This window comes from Pseudomonas sp. RA_5y_Pfl1_P24 (genome assembly GCF_963970945.1).
Taxonomy (GTDB): Bacteria; Pseudomonadota; Gammaproteobacteria; order Pseudomonadales; family Pseudomonadaceae; genus Aquipseudomonas; species Aquipseudomonas tritici.
Genome location: NZ_CAXAOJ010000004.1, coordinates 220,008 through 233,888, shown reverse-complemented (window position 1 = coordinate 233,888; position 13,881 = coordinate 220,008). Strand labels below are relative to the sequence as shown.

Genomic DNA, 13,881 nt, shown 5'->3' with positions numbered 1-13,881 from the left:
AAAACTTGTCCTGTCCGATCTCATACATTTCAAGACTTTACAGACACAAGCAATAGCATGGGGCCATGTTCGCCGAATTACGGGGAACTCTGGCAGGATAACGGCAGGGGGGGGTGGAGCCAGGCTTAGACCTGGCTCAGTTGCACATGAAAACGGCAGCCATTCGGCTCCATGGTGCTGAGGCTCACGCTCCAGCCCTGGTTCTCACAGATACGCTGAACCAGTGACAAACCGAGGCCCAGGCCGTCACCGCGTTTTTCGCTGCCGCGCACGAAAGGCTCGAACATCGCTTCGCGCTTGTCTTCGGGAATCCCCACGCCGGAGTCTTCCACCACAAAGCCACTCGGCTCGAGGGTCAAGCGGATAAAGCCGTGCTCGGTGTAGTGCAAGGCATTGCGCAACAGATTGCCCATCACCGCATGCAGGAAGGTGGCGTTGTAGCGGGTGTCCAGCGGGTTACCCGGCTGGTAGATCAACTCCAGGCCCTTACGCTCAATGGGCTCGCGCCAGATGCCGAGCAGATCATCGGCGACCTGCTCCAGGCTGACCTGCGGTGACATGCTGCCATCGTCACGCTGGGCACGGGCCAGCATGAGAAAGGTCTGCACCAGCTCACGCATTTCTTCGCAAGCACGGGCGATCCGCTCGACCTGGCTACGGCCTCGCTGATCAATGGCCGGATTTTCCAGCAACAGCTCGCAAGAACTCGCCAGTACCATCAAGGGGGTGCGCAATTCGTGGCTCACGTCACTGGTAAACAACTGCTCACGAGACAGCGCCTGGCGCAAGCGCCCCAGCGTGGCATCGAAGGCCACGGCCAACTCACCCACTTCATCCGCCGCGTAATCCGGCGCCAGCGGTGGTGCCAGGCCCAGCAATTGGTCACGGTGACGCACCTGGCGGGCCAGGCGTACGACCGGCGCCATCACTTTGCGGGCGAGCACCCAGCCGAGGAACACCGCCAGTGCCAGGCTGAGCACAAAACCCACCAGCACCACGGCAAACAGCACGCGCTCGCGCTCTTCGAAATCGCTTTGATCCTGCAGCAGCACATAGCGCCGGCCGTCGACCACTTCAACCATGGCGTGGTAAGAGAGCGACTCGCGGAACACTTCGTGGAAACCGGGTTCGAGGTGACGCAGATCCTTGGGCAATTCAAAATCGCCGGGGCCACCGCTGAAGTAAAACAGCTGGTCCGGCTCAGGCCGGTGGCGCCAGTCCTCGACGGTGTCCATCAGCAACAGGCGCTGCAGGTCACCGCCCAGGCCCGCCGAGATCAGTTTTTCTTCCACAAGGTGCACGGTCGCGACGATGCCCATGGCGAAGGCGCCCGCCACCAATGCACTCATCAACGCAAAGGCAATGATGATCCGTTGGGCAAGGCTCTGCTTAAACTCCATCACGCCCCTCGGCCAAGCGATAACCGACGCCGTGCACGGTTTGCAGCAATGGCTTGGCGAACGGTTTATCGATCACTTGGCGCAATTGGTGGACGTGGCTGCGCAGGCTGTCGCTGTCCGGGCAGTCATCGCCCCACAGGGCTTCTTCGAGAATTTCGCGGCGTAGCACGTGCGGGCTCTTCTGCATCAGCACCGCCAGCAGCTTCAGGCCGACCGGGTTGAGCTTGAGCAGGCGACCTTCGCGAGTGACTTCCAGGGTGTCGAGGTCGTAGCTCAAGTCAGCCACCTGCAGCGTGCGGCGACCGCCGCCCTGTGCACGGCGCAGCACGGCTTCGATCCGCGCCGCCAATTCCGACAAGGCAAAAGGTTTGAGCAGGTAATCGTCGGCACCAGACTTGAAGCCTTGCAGCCGGTCATCCAGTTGATCGCGGGCGGTGAGCATGATCACCGGCGTGTCACGGCGCGCGTCTTCGCGCAGGCGTTTGCACAGGGTGTAGCCATCGATGCCGGGCAGCATGATATCGAGCACGATCAAATCGTAATGCTCGGTGGCGGCCAGGTGCAGGCCCGACAAACCGTCCTGCGCACAGTCTACGGTGTAGCCTTTCAGCCCCAGGTAGTCGGCCAGGTTGGCCAGAATATCGCGGTTGTCTTCAACCAATAGAATTCGCATGGGCAGTGTCTCCGTACGCGGTAACAGCCGTGTTGGCTCGCGCAGCTTAAGGCCAAGTGTGGCTCAGGGATAGGCCTGGAGGGCACGCTGATAAAGCTTTTCAACCAAGATTTATATTGAACGAGATTTTCACTATGGCTTCACACAATGGAGACAGTGCCAGGGCGAAAATTTGCGGTTAATTCAACGCCTCATCGGTTCGCAGGGCACCCTCGCAGGCCAGCCAGCGCCCACAGTTGGCTGCATTTCAAATTCAAACAATAAAAAAGCCCCGCCTGCATCACTGCAGGCGGGGCTTTTTCAGTACGGGGGTAAGGCTGGCTTACATCATGCCGCCCATGCCACCCATGCCGCCCATGTCTGGCATACCGCCACCGCCAGCGCCTTCAGCCTTAGGCTTGTCAGCAATGGCAGCTTCGGTGGTCAGGATCAGGCCACCGATGGAGGCTGCAGCTTGCAATGCCGAACGAGTCACCTTGGTAGGGTCCAGGATGCCCATTTCGATCATGTCGCCGTAGACGCCAGTCGCAGCGTTGTAACCGTAGTTACCTTTGCCGTTCTTGACTTCGTTGACCACAACGCTTGGCTCGTCGCCGGAGTTGGCAGCGATCTGGCGCAGTGGTGCTTCAACAGCACGACGCAGTACAGCGATACCAACGTTCTGGTCAGCGTTGTCGCCGGTCAGGTTAGTCAGGGCTTCCAGCGCACGGATCAGCGCAACGCCACCGCCAGGTACCACGCCTTCTTCGACGGCTGCGCGGGTTGCGTGCAGGGCGTCTTCAACGCGTGCTTTCTTCTCTTTCATTTCAACTTCGGAACCCGCGCCAACCTTGATCACGGCAACGCCGCCGGACAGCTTGGCCAGACGTTCTTGCAGTTTTTCACGGTCGTAGTCGGACGAAGTCTCCGCAACCTGGGCGCGGATCTGAGTGATGCGCGATTGGATGTCGCCTTCAACGCCAGCACCGTCAACGATGATGGTGTTTTCTTTGGAGATGGTCACGCGCTTGGCACTACCCAGGTTTTCCAGGGTGGCGCTTTCCAGGCTCAGGCCGATCTCTTCGGAGATAACGGTACCGCCGGTCAGAACGGCGATGTCCTGCAGCATTGCCTTGCGACGGTCGCCGAAGCCTGGAGCCTTGACGGCTGCGACTTTAACGATGCCACGCATGTTGTTCACTACCAACGTCGCCAGGGCTTCGCCTTCAACGTCTTCGGAAACGATCAGCAGTGGGCGGCCGGCTTTGGCAACAGCTTCCAGTACTGGCAGCATTTCGCGGATGTTGGAGATCTTTTTGTCGACCAGCAGGATCAGCGGGCTGTCCAGCTCGGCAACCATGGTTTCTGGCTTGTTGACGAAGTACGGGGACAAGTAGCCACGGTCGAACTGCATGCCTTCTACAACCGACAGTTCGTTTTCCAGGCCAGAACCTTCTTCAACGGTGATCACGCCTTCTTTGCCGACTTTTTCCATGGCTTCGGCAATGATGTCGCCGATGGAGCTGTCGGAGTTGGCGGAGATGGTACCTACCTGGGCAATAGCCTTGGTGTCAGCGCATGGCTTGGACAGGTTTTTCAGCTCAGCAACGATGGCGATGGTCGCCTTGTCGATGCCGCGCTTGAGGTCCATCGGGTTCATGCCGGCAGCGACGGCTTTGTAGCCTTCGTTGACGATTGCCTGAGCCAGAACGGTAGCGGTGGTGGTGCCGTCGCCTGCGTCATCGTTGGCACGGGAGGCAACGTCTTTGACCAGCTGCGCGCCCATGTTTTCGAAACGATCTTCGAGTTCGATTTCTTTTGCTACCGAAACGCCGTCCTTGGTGATGGTCGGAGCGCCGAAGCTCTTCTCGATGATCACGTTACGGCCTTTAGGGCCCAAGGTCGCTTTTACCGCGTCAGCCAGGATGTTGACACCGGTGAGCATTTTTTTGCGGGCGGAATCGCCGAATTTAACTTCTTTAGCAGCCATGATCGATATTCCTTAAATACTTTGGAGTAACGGGAAAATGAGCGGGGAAATCAGTCTTCCAGAACAGCGAGAATCTCGTTCTCAGCCATAACCAGCAGGTCTTCGCCGTCGACTTTCACAGTGTTGCTGCCGGAGTAAGGACCAAATACAACCTTGTCACCGACTTTAACGGCCAGCGCACGCACGTCACCGTTTTCCAGGGTCTTGCCTGGGCCTGCAGCGACGATCACACCGTGGTTGGCTTTTTCAGCAGCCGAACCTGGCAGAACGATACCGCCAGCGGTTTTCTTTTCTTCTTCGCTGCGACGGATTACGACGCGGTCGTGCAGAGGACGAAGCTTGCTCATTGTCGATCTCTCCTAATTGTGTTTTTCATCGGCCGGTATCAGTACCGGCAGGTTGTATTCCGGCAGTGCCGGTCGCGCCTCGCCAAGCAAGACGCGGAAGTCTGTCTGGTGTCACCACCAGAAACCTTGCGGTGACCGTTACATAAGGGCGCATAAGCTTATTACAAGGGGCCCCGACGGAAATTTTTTGCGTGTGTCGACGGCTCAAAGCAACACGGCACCCTGAGGTGCCGTGCCAGTGAAGCGGTTATTTGCTGTCGCGCTGTTCGAATTCGCCTTCGATCACATCACCTTCACGCCCCAGTGGCTGGCGCGGAGCCGGACCGCCACGGGGTTGCAGGTCATCGGCGAACGCACGCTGGCGAATCGCCGCCTCTTCGGCACGCTGGCGCATCTTGCCGGCCAGCAGCTTGCGAGTGACTGGCAGCAACATCACCAGGCCGACCACATCGCTGATAAAGCCCGGCAGGATCAACAGGCCACCGGCCAGGGCCATCATCAGGCCTTCAAGCATGGTCTGTGCGGGCAGCTCGCCACGATTCAGGCTTTCACGGGCACGCAGTGCCGTGGCCAGGCCGGCGACGCGCAGCACCAATACGCCGAGCATCGAGCCGAGAATGATCAACAGCAGGGCCGGGAAAAAGCCGATCGCACTGCTGACTTGAACGAATACGAACAGCTCCAACACCGGGAACAGCAGAAAGAGCAATAAAAAAGGGCGCATCAAATGGTTCCTCAACGCAAGAATGCCTTGCCAGTCCACTTTAGATGACGTCGCCATTTCGTGAATTCAAGCGTCAGCCGCTTCTTTTTTTGGCCAGACGTCAGCGTGAGCCAGTGAAACCAGAGCTTCGCGCACTTGTGTCGGAGTGTTGCAAGGCTCCGCGAACGGTAACCAATATAAGGATTGGCCGATACGCAGGTGCATGCCTTCGCTGTCGATACCGGCCAACTGCGCAGGCTCGGAGGTCGGCAAACCGGCCAAGTCGACGTAGTGGGCGATGGCCTTGGTGTGATCGCTGTTCATGTGTTCGATCATGTTGCGCTCAGCCGTGCCCGCGAACGGGTTGGCCAGGGTCAACTGGTCGACCCAGTGAATCGCCCCAAAGCCGCCGATGTAACGGTGGCGCACCGGCTTGAGCACCCAGAAGTCGAAGTCGTGGGCTTTGTGGTAGTTGGCCGAATCGGGAAAGTAGCGGTAATAACGCTCGGCCGCTGCCTCTATGGCAGCGCCCTCCTCGAGTTTTACGGCCTCAGCCAGGTAGGTCAGGCGCCCGACGGACTGCACGTCATCCGCCTCACGCTCACCCACCAGCAACGAACACTTAGGGTCTTTTTGCAGGTTGTGGGTGTGCTGGGCAATACGGCTGATGAGGATCAACGGACGGCCCTGCTCATCCAGGCAATACGGCACGACCGAACCGAAAGGGAAACCCGGCATGGCTTTGGACTGTGTGGCGAGAGCCCCACGGTATTCCTTGAGCAACAGCTCTCGGGCGTTCTTGGCAACCTGTGCGCTCAACGTTGACTCCTCGGGTATTCAGCCGCCCATGACTCATGGGAATGGATCTCAACACAAGGTAATCAATCTACGCGCCGGTTGCCAGAGGCGCCCCTGCCGGGATTTGTCGAAGGGTGTTACCAGGCCACGCCGAACCCTGCGGTATAGCGGGTTTTGCTCAGGCTGCTTTCCGAGTCGCCACTGATGACGTCGCGTTCAGCCTTGAGGTTGAGCGAAGCCCACTCGGTAACTTTGTAGCGCAGGCCCATTTCCGCATCCAGGGAGTACTCCGCTGGGCCATCGATAGGTTTGCCCACTTCGCCATTCGTAAAGAATTCAACGGTCTTGCCCACCAGGTAGCGGTTGTAGTTCCACTTCATGGCCAGGGAATAGAAGTTGTCCTTGCCGCCTTCGGCGTATTCGTAATCGGTGCGGTTGACGAGCGACCCCAGGGAGAATGCGCCCAGCTCATCATCCCAGAACTGGTAGCCCGGGCCGGTACCGACGGTACGCTGTCGAGCCAAGTCTTCAACCTTGTCACGCTTGTAAGTCAAGCGTCCCTGCCAGAACCAATGCTCGGTCAGGAAGCGGTCCAGGTCATATTCCAACGCCCAGTTGTCGGTGGTGGTCACGTCGTCCTGGAACTCGCGGTTGTACTGGCCCTGCCCGGTGTGGCGCCATTGGCCATGCCGCGCGGTGGTCTTGAAGTCGATGTCGTAGTCGTTGGTATCTTTTTCGGCGCGCTTGTAGTCCAGGGCCATGTCGACATTGCCCTTCCACACCAAGTCTTCGATCACAGGCTTGGGCTTGAGGATCTGCTGGATGCTTGCCAGCTCGACGGTCTTTGGCGCCTCGCCATTGGCCAGCACCACCTTGCCTTCATCCGCCGGCTTCAGGGACTTGGCCTTTTCGCCGGTGTAGGCATCTTGCTTGACCAGCAGTTCCTGGTCGCTTTCCAGGGTTTTCACCTGTTTCCAGTCCACAGGAATGGCGCCCGCGTAATCGGTCTGGATCAGCAACTTGCCACCGTCGAAGACCTTGATCTTGCCCGTCAGACGGTCACCGTTCTTCAACCAGACGGTATCGGCCATCAGGGGCGTGGAGGCGCTGAAAACAGCGAGGCACAGCAGAGTTCTGGACAACATAAGCGGATTCAGGGCTCGAGGTTGGCGAAAAGAGGGCATTATCGTGTTAGATACGACTGACTCAAGGATTTATATTCAGTTCAATCCTCGATGCCATGCTTACAGACGTTTCTTACAATAAGTCAGCCGATCTCAACGGATATGCCCACAGTGAATCCACCCGCCGAGCCCCCGCAAAGCCCTGCCGAAATGCGCCGCACTGCGCTGTACCTGACCCTGGCGCAAGTGCCCGCAGGGTGCGTGGTCAGCTACGGCGAGCTGGCCCACCTGGCTGGGCTGGGGCGTGCGGCGCGCTGGGTAGGCCGCACCCTGAGTCAACTGCCTGCAGACACCAAACTTCCCTGGCATCGCGTGCTGGGTGCCGGTGGTCGGATAAGTCTGCCAGTGGGCAGTGCCTCGGGTGACGAGCAACGCGCGCGTTTGCGCGAAGAAGGCGTCACGGTCCGCAATAATCGCGTGGATATTCAGCGCCATGGCTGGCGCCCGGTAGAGCACAGCGGTTAGAGTGCGCGCTTTGTTTCCGCAAACCTGAGGCAGACTCCAGCCCATGCCCCGTAAAACCTGGCGCGCCGCGCTCGCTGCCTATGCCAGCCCCTCGACGTTAGTGCTGTTGTTGCTCGGCTTTGCCGCCGGCTTGCCTTACATGTTGGTGTTCTCGACGCTTTCGGTGTGGTTGCGGGAGGCCGGTGTGGCCCGCGAGACCATCGGCTATGCAAGCCTGATTGGTTTGGCGTATGCCTTTAAGTGGGTCTGGTCGCCGCTGCTCGACCAATGGCGCCTGCCGTTGCTCGGTAAACTCGGGCGACGCCGTTCCTGGCTGGTCCTTGCCCAGTCGCTGGTGATCCTCGGATTGATCGGCATGGGCTTTTGCGACCCGCAGAAACATTTGTCCTGGCTGATCGCTATCGCCGTCGTCGTTGCCTTCGCGTCCGCCACCCAGGATATCGCGGTAGACGCCTACCGCCTGGAAATCGCCGATGACAGCCGCCAGGCCGCGTTGGCCGCCAGCTATATGTCCGGCTATCGCATCGCCGCCCTGCTGGCCACGGCAGGTGCACTGTTTTTCGCTGAAGGTTTCGGCTCCACCGGTTTCAACTATAAACACTCGGCCTGGACCGGCACCTATGTGCTGTTCGGCGTATTGATGGTTCCTGCGTTGCTGACCACGCTGTTCATGCGCGAACCCAATGTGCCACTGCGCACCCAGCTGCAGGCCGGGCGCTACAGTTTCGTGCATCAACTGGTCTCGGTATTTGTGCTGATCGTATTGCTGGTGTCGGTGCCCGCGATGTTCACCCAGCTGTTCAATACTGATTTCGCAAGCGTGCTGTTCCACGGTATGAGCCTATGGGACCTGCTGATGGACGACCGTGCCTTCCTGCGCGCCATTCTCTATATCACGCTCACCGCACTGTGCCTCTCGGCCATGGGTCGCCGGGGCCTGGCGCCGGTGCTGACGCCGGTCAACGACTTCATCCTGCGCTACCGCTGGCAAGCTTTACTGCTGCTGGGGCTGATCGCCACCTATCGCATGTCTGACACCGTGATGGGCGTGATGGCCAACGTGTTCTACATCGACCAAGGCTTTACCAAGGACCAGATCGCCGGGGTCAGCAAGATCTTCGGCCTGATCATGACCCTGGTCGGCGCCGGCATGGGCGGCCTGCTGATTGTGCGCTTCGGCATCCTGCCGATCCTGTTTATCGGCGGCGTGTTCTCTGCCGGCACCAACCTGCTGTTCGTGACGCTCGCCGACATGGGCCCGGACCTGCAGATGCTGATTTTCACGATTTCCCTGGATAACTTCAGCTCGGGCATGGCCACATCGGCATTTGTGGCCTACTTGTCGAGCCTGACCAACCTCAAGTTCTCCGCCACCCAATACGCGCTGCTCAGCTCAATCATGCTGTTGCTGCCGCGCTTGATCGGCGGGTATTCGGGGGTGATGGTGGAGAAGTTCGGCTACCATAATTTCTTCCTGATCACCTGCATGCTGGGTGTACCGACATTGCTGCTGATTGCACTGCATTGGTACCAGGAGAATCGGCGGATTCGGTTGAATCCACCCGCTGACGACTGACACACCTCAGTCAATATGGGCGCTGGCTTGCCTGCAATAGCATCACCAGGGTGCAACAGATACACCGCGCCGCTCCCATCGCAGGCAAGCCAGCGCCCACACAAGCACGGTTCCGACAGAAACACCCCGCAACCTGATGCCTGTACTCCGGCGGCAACCGCCCGTACAATCCAGCGTCATTTCAAGTCCAAGCAACCGACAACGGCCTACCATGCGCACCAGTCAATATTTGCTCGCCACACAGAAAGAAACGCCTTCCGATGCGGTCGTAATCAGCCATCAGCTGATGCTGCGCGCCGGCATGATCCGCAAACTGGCCTCGGGCCTGTATACCTGGCTGCCCATGGGCTTGAAGGTGATGCGCAAGGTCGAAGCCATCGTTCGTGAAGAAATGAACGCTGCCGGCTCTCTGGAAGTGTTGATGCCGAGCACCCAACCGGCTGAACTGTGGCAGGAATCCGGGCGCTGGGAAGAGTACGGCCCTGAGTTGCTGCGCTTCAAGGACCGTCATGGCCGCGACTTCTGCGCCGGCCCGACCCATGAAGAAGTGATCACCGACCTGATGCGCAACGAGCTGAGCAGCTATAAACAGCTGCCGCTGAACCTGTATCAGATCCAGACCAAATTCCGTGATGAAATCCGCCCACGCTTCGGCTTGATGCGCGGTCGTGAATTCATCATGAAAGACGCGTATTCGTTCCACGCCGACCAGGCGTCGCTGCAGGTCACTTACGACCGCATGCACCAAGCCTACTGCAACGTGTTCACCCGCCTGGGCCTGAAGTTCCGTGCGGTTGAAGCGGACAACGGTTCCATCGGCGGTGCCGGCTCCCACGAATTCCACGTACTGGCCGAATCCGGCGAAGACGATATCGTGTTCAGCAACGGTTCGGACTACGCAGCAAACATCGAGAAAGCCGAAGCCGTGCCACGGGAAACGTCCCGCCCCGCACCGGCTGAAGAGCTGCGCTTGGTGGATACACCAGAGACCAAGACCATCGCGGCCCTGGTGGAAAAATTCAATCTGCCGATTGAAAAGACCATCAAGACCCTGATCGTGCACGCCGAAGAAGAAGGCAAGCTGATCGCCCTGGTGATCCGTGGCGACCACGAACTCAACGAAATCAAAGCGGCCCAGCAACCTGGCGTGGCCAACCCACTGGTCATGGCCAGTGATGCCGAACTGCGCGACGCCATTGGCGCCGGTGCGGGTTCCCTGGGCCCACTGAACCTGCCGCTGCCAATTATCATCGACCGTTCGGTCGAGCTGATGAGCGACTTCGGTATTGGCGCGAACATCGACGACAAGCATTACTTCGGCGTGAACTGGGAGCGTGACCTGCCGGTTCCGACCGTGGCCGACCTGCGTAACGTGGTCGCTGGTGACCCGAGCCCGGATGGCAAAGGTACCCTGGAGATCAAGCGCGGCATCGAAGTCGGGCACATCTTCCAGCTGGGCAATAAGTACAGCAAGGCGATGAAGTGCGAAGTGCTGGGCGAGAACGGCAAGCCGATCACCCTGGAAATGGGCTGCTACGGCATTGGCGTTTCGCGCGTGGTTGCAGCTGCCATCGAGCAGAACAACGACGAGAAAGGCATCATCTGGAGTGACGCCCTGGCGCCGTTCCAGGTCGCCCTGGTACCGCTGCGCTATGAAACCGAGCAAGTACGCGAAGCCACCGACAAACTGTATGCCGAACTGACGGCCGCTGGTTTTGAAGTGTTGCTGGATGACCGCGACAAGAAAACCAGCCCGGGCATCAAGTTCGCCGACATGGAACTGATTGGCATCCCGCACCGGATCGTGGTCAGCGACCGCGGCCTGGCGGATGGCAATCTGGAATACAAGAGCCGGACCGAAGCCGAAGCCCAACCGTTGCCGGTGGCTGACGTGCTGTCTTTCCTTCAGGCGCGTATTCGTCGCTGAAAACCAGATCAAGAGAAGTCATGTTCAAGCGAAACACCAGAGCCCTGGGGGGCGCCGCCGTGTGCGGCGCCCTGCTGGTCAGCGGCTGCGCCAACCAGATGTCGCAACGCAGTGAGCACGAGGAGCGGGTCGAGCGTAAGTTGCTCGACCACGGCCTGCAGATCGATGTAGGCGACCCCAAAGTGCTGGAGCTGCCTCAACGCCGAGTGCGCATTCACGAGCAAAAGACCTTCGAGGTCACCGAGTTCGAAGTCACCCGTCGTTACGACCGCTACACCCCCTACCAACCCTGGCGCGAACTCTATGAAGTGCCTTTGGGTACGGTCGCCCTGGTCGCGGGTGCGGGGGCTAACGTGGCGAATATCTTCGCCCTCGGCAACCTGCCTACCAGCATGACCCACGACTGGCTGACCTACGGCGTGGACGGCCTCAACCCGTTCATGAACGTGCAATCCCATGGCCGTGCGCAACAGAATCTGGCAGGTATCGATGAAGTCCAGCGCGACAAGCGTGTGGAGTATTCGAGCCTGCCCTGGAGCGAACGCCCGGTGCAGGTTACTGCGGGCAAGCACGTGCATGAGTTGACCACCGACCGCAACGGCGTCTTGCGCCTGAACCTGTTGGACAGCCCGTTTGCCGAGCAGGACCTTAACCGCGTCACGACCTTGAAGATCAGCGTGGAAGATGGCCAGGACGACGTGCATTCGGACTCGACACTGGCGATCAGCAACACGCTGCGCGGCAAGTTGCTGGAAGCCCACGGCCTGATCTACGACGACCTGGAAGACGACGAAGTCAGCCAGTGGGTGCACCGGGTCAAGCGTCTGTCAGAGCTGGGCCTGGAAGAAGAAGCCAGCGAACTGGAACAAAGCCTGATCGAACTGACCCGCAATGATCCCGAGTTGCAGCAGGAATTCCTGCAGGCGCTGACCAAGGATGCGGGGCGGTTGGTGGCGGATCCTGGCGCGCGCTAAGACTTCAAGAATATCGTAGATCTAAATGTGTGCGTGCTTGCTCGCGCATACGGAGTGTCAGTCACCAGATGCATTGACTGATCTACCGCATTCGCGAGCAGGCCCGCTCCCACATAGCGCTCTCGGTTTCTACCAGGAGAACTCGAGCTGTTCGTTGCCGTTGCTTAAATCCAGCAACCGCACCCCAATCCCCAACAACCGCACCGGCTTCGCACCCCGTTTAAACGCCTGGGTCAGCAGCTGTTGATAACTTTCCAAATCCCTCCCCGCCCCCGCCTGCTCCAGTGTCGTCTGGGTAAAGTCATGAAACTTCACTTTAACGAACGGCTTGCCCGCCCGGTAACTGCTGTCTATACGCGCCATACGCCCGGCCAGGGTTTCCATCAGCTCGGGAAGCTTTGCCAGACAGCTTGAAAGATCCGGCAGGTCCACATCGTAGGTATTTTCCACACTGATGGATTGCCGACGGCTATCGTTGTGCACTGCGCGGTCATCAATCCCACGCGCCAGGCTCCACAGTCGCTCGCCAAAGCTGCCAAATTCCCGCACCAGCGCCAGCTTGTTCCACTCACGCAGTTGCAGGCAGTCTTCAATTCCCAGGCGCGCCAGCTTTTCTGCCGTGACTTTGCCCACACCGTGCAATTTGCTCACACGCAACTGCGAGACAAAGTCTTCGACCTGGTCCGGGGTAATCACAAACAATCCATTGGGTTTCTTCCAGTCGCTGGCGATCTTGGCCAGGAATTTATTCGGCGCGACACCAGCGGACACGGTGATGTGCAACTGGTTGGAGACGCGGCGGCGAATGTCCTGGGCGATGCGCGTGGCACTGCCACCAAAATGCGTACAGTCAGACACGTCCAGATAGGCTTCATCCAGCGACAGCGGTTCGATCAGGTCGGTGTAGTCGCGAAAGAGCGTCTGGATTTCCTTCGACGCTTCTTTATAGGCGTCCATGCGTGGCTTGACGATGGTCAGGTCCGGACACAGCTTCAAGGCGTGGCGTGACGACATGGCCGAGCGCACGCCATAGGCCCGCGCCTCATAGTTGCAGGTAGCGATCACCCCGCGCCGGTCCGCCGAGCCACCCACCGCCAGCGGCTTTTGCGCCAGGCTCGGGTCATCGCGCATCTCGATGGCGGCGTAGAAGCAATCACAGTCAACGTGGATGATTTTGCGCTGCGTCATATAAACAGGATGTGAAACTACGGGTGGCCAGTATCGCACTCACACCTGTACATAGCACCAGTAGTTTGATTCTTCCGTTTGAACGGTAGGAAAATTCGCACATGAATTTATTTTCTCAATCGAATCTGGTATTCCGATAGAGCTGAAACCCTTGGCCGGACTGGCTTGCAGCGCTTCCACGTACAGCGGTGGAGAGCTAACCAATTGAACCACAAGCGCTTTTCTTCAGAACACGGGTTGACAAGCTCGCGATCCTCTGTAGAATGCCGACACACAGACGCGGGATGGAGCAGTCTGGTAGCTCGTCGGGCTCATAACCCGAAGGTCGTCGGTTCAAATCCGGCTCCCGCAACCAAACATCAAAAAAGGCTACTCGAAAGAGTGGCCTTTTTTGTGCCTGTCAGTTTTTTGATTGTCTGACAAAAATCCAAGCCTATCGCGCACTTACCGTTATCGGTGACCACTCAGTGGGTTAATTCACACTTATTTGACCGATACATCCATTAACGGTTGACACCCCGCCGTTGGGCTGTAGAATGCCGCCCACAGACGCGGGATGGAGCAGTCTGGTAGCTCGTCGGGCTCATAACCCGAAGGTCGTCGGTTCAAATCCGGCTCCCGCAACCAAACATCAAAAAAGGCTACTCGAAAGAGTGGCCTTTTTTGTATCCGGTAAA

12 protein-coding genes and 2 tRNA genes are annotated in these 13,881 nt (G+C 58.8%); 6 read left to right on the top strand and 8 right to left on the bottom strand.

What is annotated here, in order from left to right; genetic code table 11:
• Positions 1 to 125: 125 nt before the first annotated feature.
• The 7 genes from AACY30_RS07990 to AACY30_RS07960 form a co-directional block, all read right to left on the bottom strand.
• Positions 126 to 1,400: a sensor histidine kinase gene (locus AACY30_RS07990; RefSeq protein WP_339470081.1), complete on the bottom strand. Its 1,275-nt coding sequence runs from the start codon at positions 1,398 to 1,400 to the stop codon at positions 126 to 128.
• Complete coding sequence (colR, locus tag AACY30_RS07985; RefSeq protein ID WP_049711697.1) at positions 1,390 to 2,073, bottom strand: two-component system response regulator ColR; 684 nt, start codon at positions 2,071 to 2,073, stop codon at positions 1,390 to 1,392. The genes AACY30_RS07990 and colR overlap by 11 nt, the downstream gene beginning before the upstream one ends.
• Before the next feature lie 322 nt (positions 2,074 to 2,395).
• Complete coding sequence (groL, locus tag AACY30_RS07980) at positions 2,396 to 4,042, bottom strand: chaperonin GroEL (protein WP_339417281.1); 1,647 nt, start codon at positions 4,040 to 4,042, stop codon at positions 2,396 to 2,398.
• 50 nt (positions 4,043 to 4,092) lie between these two features.
• Positions 4,093 to 4,389, bottom strand: a complete 297-nt coding sequence (locus AACY30_RS07975; protein WP_003175874.1) for a co-chaperone GroES — start codon at positions 4,387 to 4,389, stop codon at positions 4,093 to 4,095.
• Positions 4,390 to 4,636: 247 nt separating this feature from the next.
• A complete protein-coding gene (locus tag AACY30_RS07970) occupies positions 4,637 to 5,113 on the bottom strand; it encodes an FxsA family protein (protein WP_339417283.1) in 477 nt (158 codons plus the stop codon).
• Positions 5,114 to 5,179: 66 nt separating this feature from the next.
• A complete protein-coding gene (locus AACY30_RS07965) occupies positions 5,180 to 5,911 on the bottom strand; it encodes a HugZ family pyridoxamine 5'-phosphate oxidase (RefSeq protein ID WP_339540114.1) in 732 nt (243 codons plus the stop codon).
• 116 nt (positions 5,912 to 6,027) lie between these two features.
• Positions 6,028 to 7,035, bottom strand: coding sequence for a DUF481 domain-containing protein (locus AACY30_RS07960; RefSeq protein WP_339470078.1), 1,008 nt, complete (start codon positions 7,033 to 7,035; stop codon positions 6,028 to 6,030).
• A 141-nt stretch (positions 7,036 to 7,176) separates the two neighbouring features.
• Between AACY30_RS07960 and AACY30_RS07955 the strand changes: the two genes are divergently transcribed.
• The 4 genes from AACY30_RS07955 (at position 7,177) to AACY30_RS07940 (ending at position 12,016) form a co-directional block, all read left to right on the top strand.
• Positions 7,177 to 7,539, top strand: coding sequence for an MGMT family protein (locus tag AACY30_RS07955; RefSeq protein ID WP_339540113.1), 363 nt, complete (start codon positions 7,177 to 7,179; stop codon positions 7,537 to 7,539).
• Between the two features lie 43 nt (positions 7,540 to 7,582).
• Complete coding sequence (locus tag AACY30_RS07950) at positions 7,583 to 9,115, top strand: AmpG family muropeptide MFS transporter (protein WP_339470075.1); 1,533 nt, start codon at positions 7,583 to 7,585, stop codon at positions 9,113 to 9,115.
• 211 nt (positions 9,116 to 9,326) lie between these two features.
• On the top strand, positions 9,327 to 11,042 hold the full coding sequence (locus tag AACY30_RS07945; protein WP_339470074.1) for a proline--tRNA ligase: 1,716 nt from the start codon (positions 9,327 to 9,329) through the stop codon (positions 11,040 to 11,042).
• Between the two features lie 20 nt (positions 11,043 to 11,062).
• The gene (locus tag AACY30_RS07940) at positions 11,063 to 12,016 is read left to right on the top strand and encodes a hypothetical protein (RefSeq protein ID WP_339540112.1); all 954 of its coding nucleotides are present in this window, start codon (positions 11,063 to 11,065) and stop codon (positions 12,014 to 12,016) included.
• Between the two features lie 129 nt (positions 12,017 to 12,145).
• Here AACY30_RS07940 and dinB read toward each other — a convergent pair whose 3' ends face one another.
• On the bottom strand, positions 12,146 to 13,204 hold the full coding sequence (gene dinB / locus AACY30_RS07935; RefSeq protein WP_339470072.1) for a DNA polymerase IV: 1,059 nt from the start codon (positions 13,202 to 13,204) through the stop codon (positions 12,146 to 12,148).
• 278 nt (positions 13,205 to 13,482) lie between these two features.
• Between dinB and AACY30_RS07930 the strand changes: the two genes are divergently transcribed.
• Positions 13,483 to 13,559: transfer RNA gene (locus AACY30_RS07930), tRNA-Met, on the top strand.
• Positions 13,560 to 13,754: 195 nt separating this feature from the next.
• Positions 13,755 to 13,831: transfer RNA gene (locus AACY30_RS07925), tRNA-Met, on the top strand.
• Positions 13,832 to 13,881: the final 50 nt, after the last annotated feature.

Coding starts and splice junctions, on each gene's coding strand:
- AACY30_RS07990 (WP_339470081.1), bottom strand. CDS start 1,400: ATGGAGTTTAAGCAGAGCCTTGCCCAACGGATCATCATTGCCTTTGCG.
- colR (WP_049711697.1), bottom strand. CDS start 2,073: ATGCGAATTCTATTGGTTGAAGACAACCGCGATATTCTGGCCAACCTG.
- groL (WP_339417281.1), bottom strand. CDS start 4,042: ATGGCTGCTAAAGAAGTTAAATTCGGCGATTCCGCCCGCAAAAAAATG.
- AACY30_RS07975 (WP_003175874.1), bottom strand. CDS start 4,389: ATGAGCAAGCTTCGTCCTCTGCACGACCGCGTCGTAATCCGTCGCAGC.
- AACY30_RS07970 (WP_339417283.1), bottom strand. CDS start 5,113: ATGCGCCCTTTTTTATTGCTCTTTCTGCTGTTCCCGGTGTTGGAGCTG.
- AACY30_RS07960 (WP_339470078.1), bottom strand. CDS start 7,035: ATGTTGTCCAGAACTCTGCTGTGCCTCGCTGTTTTCAGCGCCTCCACG.
- AACY30_RS07955 (WP_339540113.1), top strand. CDS start 7,177: ATGCCCACAGTGAATCCACCCGCCGAGCCCCCGCAAAGCCCTGCCGAA.
- AACY30_RS07950 (WP_339470075.1), top strand. CDS start 7,583: ATGCCCCGTAAAACCTGGCGCGCCGCGCTCGCTGCCTATGCCAGCCCC.
- AACY30_RS07945 (WP_339470074.1), top strand. CDS start 9,327: ATGCGCACCAGTCAATATTTGCTCGCCACACAGAAAGAAACGCCTTCC.
- AACY30_RS07940 (WP_339540112.1), top strand. CDS start 11,063: ATGTTCAAGCGAAACACCAGAGCCCTGGGGGGCGCCGCCGTGTGCGGC.
- dinB (WP_339470072.1), bottom strand. CDS start 13,204: ATGACGCAGCGCAAAATCATCCACGTTGACTGTGATTGCTTCTACGCC.